The sequence below is a fragment of the Runella sp. R5_40 genome, assembly GCF_057652295.1.
Map to the genome: position 1 here is coordinate 938590 of NZ_JBYFCH010000001.1, position 19176 is coordinate 957765.

The 19176-nt window shown below is 43.8% G+C and carries 14 protein-coding genes; 9 read left to right on the forward strand and 5 right to left on the reverse strand.

The genetic code is table 11. From position 1 onward, the window contains the following. The first annotated feature begins 42 nt into the window (after positions 1-42). On the forward strand, positions 43-2334 hold the full coding sequence (locus tag AC23N5_RS04080; protein WP_487754555.1) for a T9SS type A sorting domain-containing protein: 2292 nt from the start codon (positions 43-45) through the stop codon (positions 2332-2334). Here the strand turns inward: AC23N5_RS04080 and AC23N5_RS04085 are convergent. Then, positions 2254-3531 carry a hypothetical protein gene (locus AC23N5_RS04085; protein WP_487754556.1) on the reverse strand — a complete coding sequence of 426 codons (1278 nt, stop codon included), beginning with the start codon at positions 3529-3531 and terminating at the stop codon, positions 2254-2256. The genes AC23N5_RS04080 and AC23N5_RS04085 overlap by 81 nt on opposite strands. Positions 3532-3537: 6 nt before the next feature. Next, positions 3538-4554, reverse strand: coding sequence for a CobW family GTP-binding protein (locus AC23N5_RS04090; RefSeq protein WP_487754557.1), 1017 nt, complete (start codon positions 4552-4554; stop codon positions 3538-3540). Positions 4555-4681: 127 nt separating this feature from the next. Between AC23N5_RS04090 and AC23N5_RS04095 the strand changes: the two genes are divergently transcribed. Continuing rightward, positions 4682-6661, forward strand: coding sequence for a M1 family metallopeptidase (locus AC23N5_RS04095; RefSeq protein WP_487754558.1), 1980 nt, complete (start codon positions 4682-4684; stop codon positions 6659-6661). 11 nt (positions 6662-6672) lie between these two features. Here AC23N5_RS04095 and AC23N5_RS04100 read toward each other — a convergent pair whose 3' ends face one another. Further along, positions 6673-6825, reverse strand: coding sequence for a hypothetical protein (locus AC23N5_RS04100; protein WP_487754559.1), 153 nt, complete (start codon positions 6823-6825; stop codon positions 6673-6675). On the opposite strand from AC23N5_RS04100, the gene AC23N5_RS04105 reads away from it, so the two are divergent. Continuing rightward, entirely contained in the window at positions 6824-9418 is a 2595-nt protein-coding gene (locus tag AC23N5_RS04105; protein ID WP_487754560.1) for a carbohydrate-binding domain-containing protein, read from the forward strand. The genes AC23N5_RS04100 and AC23N5_RS04105 overlap by 2 nt on opposite strands. A 147-nt stretch (positions 9419-9565) precedes the next feature. On the opposite strand, the gene AC23N5_RS04110 is transcribed toward AC23N5_RS04105, so the two are convergent. Continuing rightward, the gene (locus AC23N5_RS04110; RefSeq protein WP_487754561.1) at positions 9566-10609 is read right to left on the reverse strand and encodes an IS110 family RNA-guided transposase; all 1044 of its coding nucleotides are present in this window, start codon (positions 10607-10609) and stop codon (positions 9566-9568) included. A 140-nt stretch (positions 10610-10749) separates the two neighbouring features. Between AC23N5_RS04110 and AC23N5_RS04115 the strand changes: the two genes are divergently transcribed. Beyond that, positions 10750-10983, forward strand: coding sequence for a DUF433 domain-containing protein (locus AC23N5_RS04115; protein WP_487754562.1), 234 nt, complete (start codon positions 10750-10752; stop codon positions 10981-10983). 11 nt (positions 10984-10994) lie between these two features. Here AC23N5_RS04115 and AC23N5_RS04120 read toward each other — a convergent pair whose 3' ends face one another. Further along, positions 10995-11975: a helix-turn-helix transcriptional regulator gene (locus AC23N5_RS04120; RefSeq protein ID WP_487754563.1), complete on the reverse strand. Its 981-nt coding sequence runs from the start codon at positions 11973-11975 to the stop codon at positions 10995-10997. An 87-nt stretch (positions 11976-12062) separates the two neighbouring features. On the opposite strand from AC23N5_RS04120, the gene AC23N5_RS04125 reads away from it, so the two are divergent. The 5 genes from AC23N5_RS04125 to AC23N5_RS04145 all read left to right on the forward strand — a co-directional run bounded on the left by AC23N5_RS04125 (position 12063) and on the right by AC23N5_RS04145 (position 19172). After that, positions 12063-13406: an ATP-dependent DNA helicase gene (locus AC23N5_RS04125; RefSeq protein ID WP_487754564.1), complete on the forward strand. Its 1344-nt coding sequence runs from the start codon at positions 12063-12065 to the stop codon at positions 13404-13406. 53 nt (positions 13407-13459) lie between these two features. Further along, positions 13460-13777: a hypothetical protein gene (locus tag AC23N5_RS04130; RefSeq protein ID WP_487754565.1), complete on the forward strand. Its 318-nt coding sequence runs from the start codon at positions 13460-13462 to the stop codon at positions 13775-13777. 415 nt (positions 13778-14192) lie between these two features. Then, positions 14193-16310 carry a reverse transcriptase domain-containing protein gene (locus tag AC23N5_RS04135; RefSeq protein ID WP_487754566.1) on the forward strand — a complete coding sequence of 706 codons (2118 nt, stop codon included), beginning with the start codon at positions 14193-14195 and terminating at the stop codon, positions 16308-16310. A gap of 4 nt (positions 16311-16314) precedes the next feature. Continuing rightward, entirely contained in the window at positions 16315-17163 is an 849-nt protein-coding gene (locus tag AC23N5_RS04140) for a hypothetical protein (protein WP_487754567.1), read from the forward strand. Next, entirely contained in the window at positions 17160-19172 is a 2013-nt protein-coding gene (locus tag AC23N5_RS04145) for a response regulator (protein ID WP_487754568.1), read from the forward strand. The genes AC23N5_RS04140 and AC23N5_RS04145 overlap by 4 nt, the downstream gene beginning before the upstream one ends. The last annotated feature ends 4 nt before the right edge of the window (positions 19173-19176 follow it).

A 19176-nucleotide genomic window follows, 5' to 3' on the forward strand; every position in this document is an offset into this window, starting at 1 on the left:
TTTGTTGTGTAACGATTTTGCTAAAGAAAAATTGAACAACGAATGAAGCTTCTGCTACCAAATTTCACCACACCACTCGTCCATTTCTGCGCTTGTCGCGGTTTGGTGGGAATTATTTTAGGTGTATGCACGACTTTCTCGGCATTGGCTCAGTCGTTTTCTTTTCAGTGGGACAATGCCATTCCCGTGACAATGCAGGGGAAAAAGCTTCTTAACCCTTGGGCGGGTGGGCTCAACAATGCTCAGTTTTCTAAGATGTACCTCAACGACGATGGAGTCGAGGATTTGGTTGTTTTTGAACGTTCGAGCCATTCCGTCAATACTTTTTTGGCCGTACCGCAAGCCACTGGATTGCAATGGAAACACGCCCCTGAGTACGAAACGCGCTTCCCAGCGGACATGCTTCATTGGATGTTGCTGGTTGATTTTGACCAAGATGGCCGCAAAGACCTGTTTACCAGCACCAACGGCGGTATTCGGGTTTTTAGAAATGTAGCTACCTCCAACGGCTTTTCGTGGTCACTAATTGCTGACCCCATTCTTACGCAAGGCTTTTCAGGAAATATCAACTTATACGTTCCTTCCACCGACTTACCCGCGATTGCCGACATCGACGACGACGGAGACATTGACATTCTGACTTTCGATTTTACGGGGACTTCGGTCGAACTTCATCAAAATTTTAGCAAAGAGCAAAAAAGTACAACTCCGTTCATTTTTAAGAAAACCACCAACAATTGGGGACGCTTCAGCGCCACTTCCTTTTGTGACCAATATCTTTTTAATCTTCCACCTATCGACGTTGCGCTTCAAACCCCCTCCAACGCGCGCATTGCCCACGCAGGAAACACCCTTTGGGTCGGCGACCTCAACGGCGACGGCAAAAAAGACGTCCTGCACGGCCACGTTGCTTGTGACAACGTAGTGATGCTGACCAACGTAGGTGGAAACGGAATGGCGGCACTGATTGGCAGTGCTCAAGCTTCCTTCCCTTCCATCACCCCCATCAATTTCCCCGTTTTTCCTTCTCCTTATTTAGAAGACATCGACGGCGATGGCCAAAAGGACTTGATTGCCAGCCCCAGCAGTACTGACATTGCTACCAATCCGTTGCTCAATTTGCGGCAATCCAATTGGTTGTATAAAAACGAAGGAACCACTACCAACCCTAAGTTTACCTATCGTCAAATGGATTTTCTCCAAGATGGGATGATTGATTTGGGGGAAAACGCCACCCCTGCCTTGGCGGATATTGATGGCGATGGTGACTTAGATTTAGTTGCGGGTTACGGTGGTTTACGCGCCACCGATGGCTATCGGGCAGGCATTGCGTTTTTCCGAAATACAGGTAACGCCACCCAAGCAGCCTTTGAATTTATCAATGAAGACTTTCTCGGGTTGAGCGCCCAGCTTTTTAAAAAAGAAAACGTGAGTTTGGTGAATGTCAAACCTTTTTTTGCGGATTTGAACGGCGATGGCACTACTGATTTGGGCTTTTGGGCCAATACTTTTAGAGGAATGGACATTCGCTACCTGCCTAATCTCGCCCCGCGCGGACAAGCAATGCGGCTAGATACGAGTCGAATCACCAAAATGCCGCTTCCTAAAAACTTTACCAACGGCGAAAACTTGCTCTACTATGACATTGATAAGGACGGAAAACTAGACGTACTGGTGAGTAAAAATTCGGGAAATGTGGAGTTTCATCAAAATGTGGGAAGTACAGCATCCCCCATCTACGAACTTAAAAGTGAAGCTTTTGGCGGAATTGACGTTGATTTTGAACGCCGAGCCCAAGGAATGGTCGTAGCCGACCTCAATGCTGACCAAAAACCCGAACTTATCATGGGGGATTTGCTGGGACGCTTGCGTGTTTACCAAAACTTTACCACACTGACTACGTTTAAAAGCGACAGCAACCTCATTTTCAACGCATTTAGCAATAAATCTGAATTTATCCGCATTGGCGTGGGGCTGTTCCCTGCGGTAGGTGATATCAACGGCGACCAACTGCCTGAACTCCTTATTGGCAGCAATACGGGTGGGATTCGCTTTTTGAAAAACAACTCTCCCAAGGGCACTCCCACTGGCAACGAGCTGGAGTTTATCGTGTATCCAAATCCTACTTCCAACTTTCTTTACGCTCAAGTTCTCGAAAAAGGAACGCTTGAGTTGTTTTCCATCAGTGGACAATTCATCCGCAGCCTCGTTGTTCCACAAGCCACTACCGAGCTCCCAATGGATACCAGCAAATTACCTGCGGGCTTGTATGTCCTGCGTTTTACGACCGCCAATGACGTTAAAATGTCGCAAAAGGTAATAATAACCCGCTAAGACCGCCAAAGCATACACCGCGTAGCCCCAACTTTCGCTGACAGTCCAGCACTCTACGCACCAGCGATGTGTTTGGGCAGGAAATCGACCTAAATCGGGCTCTAATTCGTACAAATGCATCAACGGCAGCGACGTAAATAGCACATAGCCAATAACCCAAGTAGGCTGCTGATTTAATCGTACCAGCAAAAATGTCAACACAAACGGCATTCCGTTAAATAAAATTCGACTCGTATCTCCGCCTCCAAACACGCTGAGAAACAGCCACAAAACCACCTGGAATTGTAAATAGGCACTCCCCTCACCCCCTGAGTCCCCCTCTCCTTGCAGGAGAGGGGGATTTTGAACGCTTTTCTCCTTCCAGGGGAGAGAAATAAAACGCTTATTGGGTGAGGCAGATAGCCACAACGTTCCAAAGGCCAATAACCAGCTTATGGGAATCCGTGCTAATAATTCTGGCTCTACCAAGTATCTTTTTGCCACCCGAAGCAATGTTACTAGGGAGTTATTTCGCCAATCGGACGTGGGAGGTGGGAAAAAATGTGAAGCTATGGAATGTGCCAACAAGGCCACCAATAGGGCTAATAATGCAATAAAAAAAGGGCGTTTTGACTGGTTGAAAACAAAGCTATTCACCCCATTCCACAAAGCCATACAGCCAATGACGGCAATAAAAGACTCCTTTTGTAGCGTTCCTAAAGCGGCCACAAGCACTATAAAAAGCCATTTTTTATTTTCTACAACCCCAAAAAACAGCAAGAGCGTTAACCAAAAATAGCTTCCCACATCTGCCGTTACGGGGTCGGGCAGGTACATGCGCACCAGTCCTTTCCAATGAAAAAGTAGCCAAAACAATCCCAGTCCAATCACTGAAAGGCGAAGATGTAGTCGTTGCCAAATCAACGTCAGTAGCCCCACAGTCAGCACCACAAACAGACCATTGAGGCCGACAAAATCCATTTTTAGGTCATGGAAGGGAAAATGCGCTGCCAACCACGGGCTCAAAATTCGGGTATTGAACGGAAAAAAAGAGAGATAATCAGGCGTAAGACCTCGAAAATACCGATAGCTTTCCGCGTATTTATGGGCGTCAAAACGCCTATCCAACAGTTCGTAGGAATACGTGGGCTGCACCATCGCGTACGTCAAGTACACCATGGCGCTCAAACCCATCGCTATCCCAACGTTTTTTTTCATGTTGGGTTATTTTTGTTCCAACAAACAACCTTTCAAACCTTCTTCCAAGGTCTTCCACGGAAGCGGGTTACCTCCGATGCACTCCACGCGGCTGTCGCGGCGGTAAGCAAGGTACTCAATCGAAAACTCGCCTCGAACTGAATTAATCAAGACCCAATCGACGCCCGTCCGAAACGCTCCTTTTACTCGTTCGACATGTTTAAGGGAAGTCACCCAAGCTTTTAACTTTTGCAAATCAAAGACCTCATCGGGCGAGAATACCCAACCGCAGCTGTATCTTCCTAAACCGTGGCTTTCTTTCATCAACGGCTTGCCCACTTCAGGAATCGGCAAGTCGTGTGCTTCATCGTGATGATGATGGTGGTGATGTTCGTGCTCATGGGCATTGGGGTGCAACGCTTTGCGATTGGGAAAAGGCTCGATATTCAACCAATTAGGGTCAACATCGCCCTGTGCGACCGCTCCAATTAGAATCTTCGGCGGAAACAGTTCTTTGGCCCAGCCCAAAAACTCACGCGTCAATTCTTCCCCTGCGAGGTCTATTTTGTTGGCAATCAACACATCGGAAAGCGTAATTTGGTCAATGAACGTCTCATGTTCGCGGTATTCTTCTTTGTCCCACTGCCGAGGATCCACCAAGCACACCGTCGCTCGAATATCAAGGACGTCTTTCAAAAACTTTCCGCGAAGCATGTCCAAAATGGCCTCTGGATGCCCCATTCCCGTGGGCTCAATCAAAATCCGATGCGGCTTGATTTGGCGTAGCACCAGCGTCAGGGTCATTTGCATAGGCAGATTGGCGGAGCAACAAATGCAGCCCCCCGCAACCTCTTTCACTACTAGTCCATTTTCGTCCGCACCCGCAAAAGGCGTGTGGTCAATGGAAACCGCCCCAAATTCATTGATAATCACCGCCCAGCGTTCATCGGCGGGTTTGCGTTTGAGGATATTTTGGAGCGTTGTCGTTTTGCCTACGCCCAAAAAACCTGTAATCAAATTGACGGGTATTTTTTGTAATGCCATTCGTTCTTATTTTTTTCTTTTACCCCAAATTGGGGGAAAATACGCCCAAAATTGGCGATTCTAATTGTCTTTGTTACGTTTTACAACAATTCTGTTTTACCTTCGTTTTTCTGCAAATTTCACTAAAATGTTTCGACAACTCTGTCTTTTATTTTTAATTGGTCTTGCCACGTTGAGCCACGCCCAACCCACGACCTCCAAATACGATCCACACGTATTATTTAACCCATTGTTTAACTACCAACCTGCCAATGAGTTTCGAACAGGAAGCGGTGCTCCAGGGCCTCGTTATTGGCAAAATCGTGCCGACTATAAAATTGCAGCTACCCTCGATGAGGGCACTAATCAAGTCAGCGGAGAAGTAGAAATTACGTACACCAACAACAGCCCCGAAACACTCCCTTTCCTCTGGCTCCAACTCGACCAAAACGCCTTCAACGATAACTCTCGCAGCGGCAAAACAACGCCGCTCAGTGGTGGGCGTTATGGCAATTCGGGGTTTGAAGGCGGCTACGTGGTTAGCACCGTGACCGTCCAGCAAGGAAAAGGCAAAGCGGCACCTGCCGAGTACATTGTCGATGATACCCGTATGCAGATTCGCCTAGCCGAGCCGCTCAAGTCGGGTGGCGACGTTATCAAAGTCAAAGTCACGTATTCGTTTAAAATTCCGTCGTATGCCTCCGACCGCATGGGAAAACTCGACACGCGCAACGGCATAGTTTACGAAATGGCGCAGTGGTATCCGCGTATGTGCGTTTTTGATGACATTGAGGGCTGGAATGTATTGCCTTACCTCGGTGCAGGGGAGTTTTACTTGGATTACGGCGATTACGAATACAGCGTCACTGTACCTTGGAACCACATTGTGGTAGGTTCGGGTGAGCTGCTTAACCCTACCGAAGTACTCACGACCGAACAACTCAAACGCCTTGAAGAAGCCCGTAAAAGCGACAAAACGGTGATGATTCGCACCGAAAAAGAAGTAAAAGACAAAAACTCTCGCCCCAAACAAGAAGGCATGCTCACGTGGCGCTTCCGTTGTACTAACGCCCGCGACGTAGCCTGGGCTACTTCGCAGTCGTTTGTATGGGATGCCGCCAAAATGAACCTTCCCAGCGGTAAACCTGCTTTGGCGCAGTCGGTGTACCCTGTCGAAAGTGCGGGCAATGACAGTTGGGGACGCTCCACAGAATACGTAAAAGGCTGTTTAGAATTTTATTCAAAATATTTGCTCGAATACCCCTACCCCGTTGCCAGTAACGTGGCAGGAATTGTGGGTGGGATGGAATACCCTGGCATTGTTTTTTGCGTCCACAACGACAAAAAAGAATCGCTTTGGGGCGTTACCGACCACGAATTTGGACATACTTGGTTTCCGATGATTGTGGGAAACAACGAGCGTAAATTTGCGTGGATGGACGAAGGTTTCAACACCTTTATCAACATGCTTTCGACCGAAGCGTTCAACGACGGCGAGTACAACCAAGACCGTTTGGACGATATCCAGAACATTGCCCCTACGCTTTTCCGCGACGGTGCAGATCCTATCATTACCATTCCAGACGTTATCAAAACGACCAATCTTGGTTGGGATGCCTACTATAAACCTGCGATTGGCCTCAAGATTCTGCGGGAAGTGGTAGTAGGCCGCGACCGTTTCGATTATGCTTTTAAACAGTACGTAAAACGTTGGGCTTTTAAACACCCTACCCCTTACGACTTTTTCCGCAGCATGGAAGATGGCACAGGCGAAGATTTGGGTTGGTTTTGGAAAGGATGGTTTTACGAAAACTACAAACTCGACCAAGCCGTCAAAGAAGTACAATACGTAGAACAAACTCCCGCCAAAGGTTCCATCATTACGATTGAAAACTTAGAACAGTGGGCCTTACCTGCCGTCGTAGAATTGGAAGAAACGAACGGTAAAAAAACGCGAATTCAACTCCCCGTTGAGGTATTTCAACGCAGTGGTTCCTGGACATTTAAAGCCCCGACCAAAGGGCCGCTTAAATCGGTCACGATTGACCCAGACTCCAAAACTCCTGACGTCAACCCTCGTAACAATACGTGGCGGCCTGCTCGCTACATTTCTCCCGACGAGAACTAATCAAGTGACTTTCATTTCCAGCCGAGGCCCGCAATGGTCTCGGCTTTTTTGTGTTTTATTCCCCAAGGAACAGCCTCCAACTGCAACGCAAACGCAAAAAGGTACGTAAATCTCAAAAGTACACACATTGATACACCAATACTCTTTTTATAATCTGATACCATGAATCAAAAACGTTTTTTATTAGCAGGGCTTGCTCTAGCATTTATTTTGATTGTCCAAGCATGTAAAGACAAAGAAATTACGGCCGCAGAATCTGCTAAAATCAGCGCCTTAAACTGCTCTAATGTTACTTTCTCGGCTTCTGCTACGAGCGGAGCTTCATTTACTGCCACGGCAAGCGTTCCCTATACTGGAGGAAACGGCGCCTCCTACGCTGAAGGAACGGCCATTGCTTCTACAGGCGTGACGGGATTAACTGCTACCTTGTCGGCAGGTACTTTAGCTGATGGAAACGGCACCGCCAGTTTTGTGATTACGGGCACCCCTGCCTCGGCTGGAACTGCCAACTTTTCAATTGATTTAGGCGGACAAACCTGTGCCTTGGCATTGCCTGTCACTGCCTCTAAGGCAAGTGTAACCACACTTACGGGGACCGTAAATCCTACCACAGGAACCAACGGCGTAGCATACACGGGTACGGTGACCATCACCTACACGGGCGGAAATGGCGGTGCTTATGATGTTTCCACCGCTTCATCGACGGGCGTAGAAGGGCTTACGGCTACTTTGGCGGCAGGTACATTGGCGAATGGCTCGGGAACGCTGGTCTATAACATTGCGGGAACGCCTACTTCAACAGGCACAGCCGTTTTTAACTTGAGTTTGGGCGGACAAACCTGCACGGTTTCGGTAACTATCAGTGCTTCAAGCACCGCCTCTACCGCCAAAGATACCGTCGTCATCGTTTATTCAGGAACCAGCGCTTCCGTTAGCAATGCCTTCCAAAACGACGGCGTAACTGTGACTACCAGCGGGGCCGATGTCACCGTAAAGTCAACCAATACGTCCAAAGAAATCGTGTATCTCTTATCGGGTACTGCCACCAAAGGCAGCTTTAAGATTTACAGCGAATACAAATTCAACATCACCCTCAAAGGCGTTAGCATTACCAACAGCGCAGGCCCTGCCATCAATAGCCAGTCGAGCAAAAAAGCAACCATCATTGTCATCGGAACCAACACCCTTGTCGATGGCACCACCTATGCCACCAGCTCAGAAGACCAAAAAGGAACACTTTTCGGAGAAGGGCAATTGAGTTTTATGGGAACAGGTACGCTGAACGTGACGGGTAATAACAAACACGCCATTGTATCCGACGACTACATTTACGTCAGCGAAGCCAATATCGTCATCAAATCGGCGGCTAGTGACGGTATTCACGCGAACGATTATTTTGCGATGGACAACGGAAGTGTTACTGTAACTGCCGCAACGAGTAACGGTATCGAAGCCGAAGAAGGCTACATTGCTATCAACGGCGGGGTGGTCACCATCAATAGTGTCAACGACGGAATTGCCGCCTCTTACGAAGGTACTGATGCCACTGTTACGCCTTATGTATTGATAAAAGGAGGTAAAATCACGGTCACAACAACGGGCGATAAAGGCAACGCCATCAAAAGCGAAAGTTACACAACAATTGGCACAACCGATGCGGTTACACTTACGGTTTCGGGCAAAGGTTCTAAAGGAATCAAAACGGGCGGCGATTGCACCATTACTTCGGGCACGGTTAAAATAACCACCTCTGGAGCAGCTTATTACGACACAGCCGACGCCGACATTGCCGCCCCAGCGGGAATTAACTGCGACAAAAACCTCGCCATCAAAGGCGGAACGTTAACCGTCACCAGCACAGGAACGGGTGCCAAAGGCATCAGCGTTGACGGAACAGCAACCATCAGCGGAGGTACCACCACTATTTCTGCTACTGGTACAAAATATACCTATAACACGGCCAATACCAGCGAAGCCAAAGGTTTTAAGAGCGACGGTGCTTTTGTGATGAACAATGGTGAACTCAACATTGCCGCTACCGACGATGGCTTAAAGTCAGAAACGTCGATTACCATCAATGATGGCACGGTAAACGTTACTAAATCGTACGAAGCCATGGAATCCATTATTATTAAAATTGCAGGCGGAGTTGTTAACTTAACCGCAACCAATGATGGCTTAAATACCTCGTACGGCACCGTTTCGGGCGGAACCGAGTCGAACGACAACAGCCAATTGACGGTAAGCGGCGGGATTGTGATTGTGACAGGTTCCGACGCCATTGACAGTAATGGCAACTTCACTATTTCAGGCGGAACGGTTATTGCAAACGGAAATGAGGACATCGACGTCAATGGAAACTTTTTGGTCAATGGAGGCTTTTTGATTGGAGCCGAACCAGCTAGTAACATGACCAAAGCCATGGGAACGGCCTCTACCCAAGTTGGAATGTTTATCAAATCAAGTGCGTCTGTAGCCACTACCTCTCTGATTCATATTGAAGATGCCTCTGGGAAAGACTTGTTGACGTTTAAGCCCAAAACGGCCTCGGCTTATTTCCATTTTTCAAATCCAAGTTTAACCAAAGGAGGTCAGTATAAAATCTACTTCGGCGGAACGTACACGGGCGGAAGCTACGTAGGCAACTCGTCGGGATGGGGCTTATACACAGGTGGAGCGTACTCGAACACAGGAGCTACGCTCAAGTCAACCACTACCACTTCGAGTTCAGCGACGGTCAATACCATTTCTTTTTAGGTCTTACTTTCACTCACATCATACCAAGCCGAGGCACTGCGCAGTGTCTCGGCTATTTTGTAATTCGTAAAACGAGAAAAGTGTATATTTGGAAAGAAAAAGAGAAAAACAATGCACTGTATTAAAATTCAAATAAAACGTAAAATATTATTTTGTTTTAGCGAGCAAGGGGTCAAATTTTTGACCTGACTTGGCGATAGCAAAAGCCTGTTTGATCAACTTGTTGGCCACGGCAATGAGAGCAACTTTAGAAGCTTTTCCCTTTGATTTAAGCCTATTATAAAGGTCTTTTGCGGGCTGGTTAAATCGAATCGCTGACCAAGTAGCAATGTAAAGTCCGCGTCTAAGTCGAGCTGTTCCCATTTTACAAATGGAAGCTTTTCGATGAACCGATTTACCAGAACGGACGATTTTTGGAGCAAGTCCTACATAAGCAATAAGTTGTTTAGCAGAATCAAAATACTCAAAAGCTTGTGTCATGCTAATAAGTAACATAGCTGTGGCTGGCCCGATACCAGGAATAGATTGTAGACGGTCAAACAAATCGCCATGATGTTTCTCAATTAACGTTTTGAGTTCAGCTTCAATTTGAGTGATTTGGTCTTCAAGCTGCAGCATCATCAGTTCTAGGCTCTGATTGACTAACTTGGCTTTAACGACCTGTTTGGTCTGTTGATGCGCAAAATTATTGAGAGCATGATACTGTTTTTGGTATTGACTCAACAAAGCATAAAGTTGCCTAATCTGCTGGATATGTTCCGCTTGTGGCCTCCAAAGAGGAGGATTGTTAAGTTGACCATACTCGCTCAAAAGTTTAGCATCGGCTTTGTCGGTCTTAGCACGCGTTAGTTGCATGGCTGCAAAGTGCTTGGTCGTCAGTGGATTTAGTACCGACAATGCAACTTGGTTATCATACAAAAACGTGGCTAATCCTAATGAGTAAACGCCAGTATACTCTAAGATGCAATGTGAATTAGCTCCTAGTAGTGGCAATAAAGCCTGCCAGCCCGATGAATCATTGCTTAAACTTTGGCAAGCCTGTGAGGGAAAGTAAACCTCGAACGTGTCTTTGGCAATGTCTATGCCAATGTAATGAGTACTCATTGTGGTAATCATTTTATAGTGATGACGGAAGTCGTTGAAGAACTTATCAATCTTAAAAACAGGCTCGATGCCTAATGAACTGTCCAAGGTACTCAACAAAATGGTAGTAGGGACTCACATTGTTTACAGTCTTGATGACTTATGAAAACTAATAGTCTTATCCTACTACCTATCAATCCGTCGATTGAGTTAAAAACAAAATTTAATTCTGTAACCTCAAAATTAAGATGAAAAATATTCAAGAACGGCTTAGTATCAATCCCGAAATTCGGTTTGGCAAGCCCTGCATCAAAGGTACTCGCATTGCTGTTTGGGACATTTTGGGCTGGTTAGCTAGTGGAATGACTCACGAAGAAATCATTGAAGATTTCCCACAACTTACCCAAGATGACATTTTAGCTTCATTAGCTTTTGCTGCTAATCGCGAAGAAAACACAAAGATTTTGATTACAGCAGCATGAGGCTTTTGGAGTCACTCATACAAAGCCAAGGCGTTACGCAGTGTTTCGGCTATTTCTTGTCTTAGGGTTTCGGGAGAAAGCACTTCCACATCAGCACCATATTCAAGGATTTTGGCTTTTAGCTCACGGTTGGTATAAATGTGCAATGCAACAGTACAGAGTTGATTTTCAAGCACTTTCTGACTTTTGTGCAATTTTTTGGTTTCAACATAAGGAAACCGATTGGTGGAAAAACGTAAAATAACCGTCTCCAAAGCACCTTCAAACGTCACTCCTATCATCTCCTCAAACGGGCGTTTCCAGTTGGCCTTTCTATCAAAGACAAAACTATCAAACTGACTTTCACGTAATGAATCTATGCGGTCTATCGCTAGGGTTTGAGGCGATGCTTTGTCGTTTTCCCACCCAATCAAAAACCAACGCTTGTTGTATTCTTTGAGCAATAATGGAAAGATATGTCTTTCATAAGCAGGTCGATCAAATGGCGCGTATTGGATTCTTAAAAAATATCCTTTCAGAATCATTTGGTGGATTTTAGGAAGCAATTCTTTACCCTTCAATTCCACTGCCTCGAATTCGATGGTCGTGCTTTTTTCAGCTTCCGTCACTGAAATCCGTTGCTCTAACCGCAATAAAATGTCTTCCAACCCCACAAATTCCTTTGATTTTGAGGCTTGACGTAGCAGCGCAATAGCTTCGTTGAGCGTACCAAAATAACTGTCATCCAAGGCTTCTAAAATGGAATAGCTTTCTTTAGGATTATAATAATACCCATCATGCTTATTGGCTTTTTCGGGCAGAGGTGCGTGCAGTTCTTTCCTCATAAACCGCAAATCATTTTGCAGCGTTTTTAACTCTACCCGTTCTTGGGTTAGGTCAAAATACGCCTCTTGCAACTGCTCAGTCGAAAAAGAATCGCCACTTCTCAGCAACTGATGTAGCCTTAGAACCCTTTTCAAACGCTTGCCATCACTTTCCCTGCCTTTTTTCATTTTTGGTAAATTTCTTGTCAAATCTAACAAAATGGCAATTGACTGCCTAATCTTTGCAGCGGCTTCTAACCAAAAGCCCTGACCATTATGACGAATTTACTCTCTTTCCTCCCCTTTACTCCTACTACCGAACAAGCCAACGCGCTCCGTAGCATTGAGTCATTTCTTGACAGCGACGACCATTTTTTGATTGTTCGGGGAGCAGCGGGAACAGGCAAGACGAGTATTATGAGTGCTGTCACGCAGTACTTGGCCAGCAAAAGTATTGTTCCAGTTCCTCTCGGCCCAACGGGGCGGGCGGCCAAAAATCTTGGTCGTAAAATGGGGCTTCCTGCTCGCACCATGCACAGCTGTTTTTATACCCCTCAAACGGACGTGGAACAGGCCGTAGTCCGCCTGATTCGACGCGCCAACGATTGTACCACATTACAGGTATTCATCGCGGACGAAAGTTCGATGGTCAGCGACCGCCTTGATGCTTCGGGCGATTTTGTGGCTGCCAATCCATTGTTGGCCGACTTTGTAGATTTTGTACGACAAGGTCACGCCCAAAACAAAATCATTTTTGTGGGCGATGCCTACCAATTACCGCCTGTAGGTTACGGCGTTCACGAAGAGGCGCCCGCGCTCCTTGCCTCACACCTACAGCAACGCTACGGATTACGAGGAAGTACCGTGGAATTGTCAGAGGTAAAACGTCAAGCCAATGGCTCTCCTATTTTGCAGGTCGCTCATCAACTCCGCCAAAGCATGGAAACACGACGGTTGGCGATGCCTAACTACATCGGTCAACTTTACCGAGGCGATCAAGACGCCGTACGCCTTTATCTGGAGCGTTTTGAGCAAGGGCAGCACGAGCGCGTAGCGATTTTATCACTTAGCAACAGCTACCGCGACAAATGTAACGCCCTCATTCGCCAGGAATTAGGGTTAATGGGGAGTTTGGCAACGAATGATACCGTCGTTCTTACCCAAACGCACATGGGCCAACATTACGTAGCCAATGGCGAGGTAGGTGTAGTAAAAGCCGTTGACTCCAAACGTCATCGCGTGGCTGATTTGGAATTTGTCGAGGCTGAAATCGCCTTCAAAGACGAACATAACAAAGACTTTAGCATTCTGTCGTTGGTCTTGGCAAATTCCTTGATTAGTAAACTGACCAAGGAACAGCTCAAAGGGCTTTACGCTTCTGAAATGCGCGAGAACAAGGCATTTCGGGAAAGTAAAGACATCCGCGAGAGCCGTTATCTAAGCGCTCTCCAGCTCAACTACGGCCACGCCCTCACCGTACACAAAGCACAAGGCAGCGAGTGGGATACGGTGATTATGAACACCTCGATGAAGACACTTGATTTGCGTTTTCTCTACACGGGTATCACACGGGCGCGGCGCGAGCTTTTCACCAACGGAGCGCATCGCTACGCGGCGTAGTGAAAATATTATTTAGTTAATGACGTTTTTAGCACAACCTCACGACCACTTTTATGTTTGAATCCACCTTCAATTTCTTGGGCTACGAAGCGCAAAACATTTTTGTCTATTTTGTTTTGATTGCAGGCGCATGGTGCATCAGTTTAGACTACAAGTTTAAAACGCTGCCCTACATAACACTCATTTACTTTGTCGGCCTGACCGTTATGCTCAGTCTGCGTAGCTATTTGTTTTATTACGACCTGCTGGTAAAATTTTTGCAGTACATGGCCAAATACGGCTACAACTACACCAAAGCCTCCATCGTTTTTTGTATTTTATATCCCATGGCCATCACCACTATCATCATGCTAATCCCCCGAAGAAAATGAAAATCTTGAAGTTCTTGAAAATTGGTTTCTTCGTTTGTGCCATTTTGCTGGCCGCATGGGTACAGGTAACAATCTATTTGATGTTTTTCCTTTTGCTGGGTTTCAAAGCGGGGCTATGGCCGAACCTTGATTGAGACCTCCAATGCGCTCGCAGCTACGTTGCGTAGTGAAAAAATGTATATTTGGGTAAAAACACTAACTTTGTAAACCATTATGGGTGTCTGTCAATGGGATTTGACCTCTGTATCGCGCTTCGCGGTGCTTCCAATGAAGGGTTGCTTCATTGACTTTTCAAGAATTTGACTATTTTGTTGAGTTCTCTTATATATCTTCTTATTGGGTATTTTTGTGATACTTGATATTTTAGAAATATTATATTGGGATTTAGAAACCCGACAGACACCCTTATTTTTAAATGACCTTCCCTCAATCAGATAAAGAAGCATTAGTGCAGTTGTTACAAAACGCAGAAAGTTTTGATGACTTTTTGTGTGTTATAAATGCTGCTCTTGAATTTCCCATCTCCAACAAAAAACTCATTTATCACCTCAAAAACGTAGGTAAACTCTACCAATCTTTTCAGATTCCTAAAAAGACTGGTGGTGTCAGGACGATTAATGCTCCCAAAAAATCACTGAAATTTATTCAGCATTGCTTGGCTTTTATTTTGCAAGAGACCTATTCCCCCACAAAATCGGTTAATGGCTATGTGATTGAGCGAAATGTCGTAACTAATGCCATTGGCCATGCAAATAAAAACTTTGTCTTAAACCTTGACCTCGAAAATTTCTTTCCCTCTATCTCTATCAAAAGAGTATCAAAAGTACTCCAACTGCCCCCTGTCTCTGCTCACCCCAAAGTAGCAGGTATGATTGCAAAACTATGTTGTTTTGAAGAAGCATTGCCACAAGGAGCACCCACCTCCCCACTTTTGTCCAATTTGATTTGTCAGCGATTAGATAGACGTATTGAAGGCTTGGTAAAAACACACCAAATCATCTATACTCGGTATGCCGACGATTTGACTTTTTCAAGTGATGAGCCATTTCAAAATGGATTTTTGAGCCATCTGGATAGCATTATCAAAGAAGAAGGCTTTACCATTAATATGAAGAAAGTTAGGCTACAACTCAAAAATAGCCGACAAGAAGTAACGGGCATAACCGTAAATGAACGAGTGAACGTTCCTCAAAAATTCATTCGTGAAGTACGGGCTATGCTGCACAATTGGGAAACATTGGGCTATGAAACTGCCCAGCAAAAGTTTTTACAGCACTATATCCCTAAAAAAGCGAATAAAAAGAAGGAAGAAGCCCAACTTCGTAACGTAGTAGCAGGTAAAATCAACTACCTCAAAATGGTACGGGGGGGGGAGGACACTGTGTATCAGACACTAAAAGCACAACTGCGACGGGTAGAACAGGGTGACGACGCAGTTAAAACCCAAAGCAAAGCTATCAGTAAATGGAAATCCCCTATTGACCATAACCCACGCAGGGTAGTTGAGTTTTTACGAAATTTCAGGGTGGTGAACGATACGGGTTTTCGGGAGCTATTGCACGACCCTGATGTCAGCGACTTTGATTTTATGGCTAACTTAGCCAAGGTCAACGCCCAAATGGATGGGTTGAAAATGGTGCTTACGCCACGCCTTCATCAGAAGCTATCAGCCTTTGTAAAAGCCTACAATACCGATGGTGTAGCCTACTTTCAGGAACATGGACTACTGCCTTTGAAAGGACGACCCAAACAGATGGTAAGCCCATTAGCAAAGCTCTTGTTACGAAAGGCAAAAATACAAATGGCCGAACCCGCAGAAGAAACTCACGAAGCCGTAGCACCCAATAAAGCCGTAAGCAAAGCGGCTAAAGTATTTCGTGCTCAAATACGAGTAGGCAGCGACTATTTTCAAGATTTGATTCTAGCCAATGCACTCAAACCAACGATATTATCTCTAATTGAAGATAAAAATATTGTTGTACCTAACCATTTTTCAGAAGGAATTAAGCTTCCAAAAACAATGGATACTATAAGTCCATCTAAAAAAGAAGAAGTTATTTCAATTATCAAATCATTATTTGACAAACCGCATCGAGGAGTTTTTAAACCAAGCCTTGAAGAGTTCAATATCAATTGTTCATTCTTTACAGACACGTGGGAAACAGTTAAATCCATTCGTTCTCTACTGAAAGATTTGGCCATAAACACTGATTATCAAGCCAATTCTGAAGATAGAGTAATTTGGCTACGCTCAACCGTTATCCAAAGAGGTACAGAACAAGCCCCATTTTTTGCAACGGTAATCTATGTACATTTGGAAAAAGGACGCATCAATGATGCGAGTGCCTTTGAAAACATTCGTTTAGAAAAAACCAAACAACGTCTCTGGTCTTTGGCCGATTGGTCGGTGTTGTACCAAGATACTGACGGCGAAAACCAAGAATACTTTTTCTTAAACTCTGCCGACAACCAACCGCACTCCGCCCCTTGGTATGAGGGCATCACCCATAAACTCACTTTTTACCATTCGTAGAGCAATGAACAAGCCAATATTATTTATTGATGAGAAGCCTTTTTGGGGAAATGATAATATTGCAAAGGAGTCCTTACGCTCATTAAGAAAACGATTGTCAGATTTTGGAGGTATAAATGAAGTAGAGTTCTTTTTTGAAAAATATGATGAGTTTCCGTTTGATACAAGTTCAAATGAGTTTAAACAGATTACAGCTGACCGAATTTTTATATTTATCCATAATAGTCATCCGCATAAAAAAGATAGTAATGGGACGCTTTTCCCCGACAATGTTGTAGAGCAATTAGAAACAGCACTACAAGGAAAAATAAGCGTAATACGTTTCAGTGGCAATATGTATCGACGAGGTTTGAGTGATGAGGAGGTACATAAATTAGGGGTAGAAAACCTTAAAAGAGGACGCCCGCTTATTGAAACCGATGTAAGAATCGAACGAGATGATTTATACGACAATTTTGATATGTTTGTTAGGTATTGGTTGAAGTTGTATAATAACCCCAATTTCTTTATTTTAAAATATGGACAAAAAGCAAACAAGGGAAAAGCACAAGAAATAGAAGTAAGAATTAAAAATAGCTGTTGGGAAGAATATATCGTTGTCCCTAAGCCCCCTAAGACCCTTTCTGAAAAGCTTACACAAACCTCAAAACCACAAAAAAAAGTACGGTTAAAAGCTAATTGGAAAGATATTGTCGAAGCTGATTTTATTACTGTCTGCAATTTGGCTGGTTTCGATGAAGATATAACTCGTGAGTTTGTAAGTGAACTCCATAAAAATGATACTCAGTTTAACGATTTTTTACAACTCATTGACGAAATCATAGAAACAGAAATAAAAATTTTACCCCGATGAAAATACTTCTCCTTCAAAATAGCTCTTACTTTGATTTTAAGCATGTTAGTTTACTTAATCAAGTTGTTGATTTATCTGATTTTAGTTTACCAGAAACATATAAAAAATCGCACGAACAAGAAATTCCAGCCTTTGAATGGGCCCTGAGTAAAATTCAGGATTTCGCCCAAAACAACGATATATTGGTCATTAGTAATCTGTTGTTCTTTGATAATGAAAACTATTTAAAAGATGAAAAAGATTGTAGATTATCTGCTTTTGACTTTGCATTACATATACGCTTGCACCAAAACCAAGAAGTAAGAAATTTTCCAATCGTTATCCTCTCATTCAAAGAACTGTCGGAAATATTTTCAGAAACTAATGTTTATCCACAAATCCTTAAAACAGAAGGTATATTTTTGGTTAATCCTAATTTTATTTCGCAACAACCTATTCAAACTTGGGTAAAACCTCCTGAAAACAAACCAAGTAGGCTATCAAAATCAACAAGATACATCATCCCCTCTCTATTAACGATAGAAGAATTAGTAGGTATTTGTAACAAAGAGCAAGTTAAAAAATCGGAGCATATCTTTCAAAAAACACTGTACATTAGAAGTCACGATACATCTAACCACGATATTGCCAACGAGTGGGGGGCTTACCGTATGGCTCAGGTAGCGGGTATAGAAAAGGAAATAGATTACATATACCCTAAGACTCTGTTTTTCAAATATTTAATATCAAATATTGATGTATCAGAGACATTTGACTACTCCAAATATGTACCGTTTTGGGAACGAGATTTAAAGGTTTTATTTATTGATGACAAGTACGAAAACGGATGGCAACAGTGCTTAGAAGGAGTTTTTAGGGAAAGAATTTTGAAAGATGGGAAAAGTATAACTATTGAGTCAAAAGGTTTATGGAATGAATCGTATTTGCCTGATATTAAAGACGATAAATACGATTTAATTTTGCTTGATTACTATATTTCAGAAAAAAAAGGCATTGAAATACTTCCCAAAATAAAAGAGGCTAACCCCGTCGTCCCCGTTATCATGTTCACCGCCTCCAACAAGGCATGGAACATGGATGAACTCTACGAAGCAGGAGCCGATGGCTACTATGTAAAAGAACACCCCGAAAATGCCCACGATGCAGACTTTTCGGTGGAAAACTTTAAAAACTTCCACGAAACAGTAAAAAAATGCTTGAAAAAGGGAGAGCTACTAAGGAAGTATTGGAGTAAAATTAATCTGATAAAACAGCATTGGAATTTCACGAATAAGGGAAATCAAAAAAACAAAGAGCGTATAGAGGAGCGATTGACTATGTTTGTCGGATTACTCAAAAAAGCCTATGAGCAAACCAAATTTGATGAAAAAACATTTTTCTATTCTGATTGGGAACTCGCTTTTTTGACGCTTTGGAGTACATTGAATGAGATACAGGAGGTGTATTATGAGAAGACCCAACCGAATTTGACATTAACGGATTCACAAGGCACTATATATACCCATCATCTTGGCAATAATAATCGACCGATTACTTATTTGAATTTACTATTTACAAAGCATTATAAATGGGTTTATGGTTCTGAGATATTCTTGGAATATGATTACAGTTTGATAGAAAAAAATGGGCAGGTCGTAACCAATTACAATACCTATCAACTTGATGGAAAGCAAAAAAGCCCTTTGAAATATGATCCAAAAACTGGAAAATATTTAATTCTACCAATTCCTGAACGTCCACCAAAAGATTATCAACAAATTTTACACGTACAAATAGGATTTCTTTTGTTGAAAAAAAATGCAAGTGTGCAATTATTAACGGATTTAGACGACCTTAATAAGAATATTCGCAACAAACTCTACCTTACACACGGCGAGGATTCAGCAAGTCCAGACTTTACAGATCTCTATCAATCCCAAAGGAAAAGTGACACAGTTTGGCAAACTCATATCGAAAAACTTTTCAAAATCGTCTATTTCCTCTGTACTGGACAAGAATGTACTTCGTAAAATT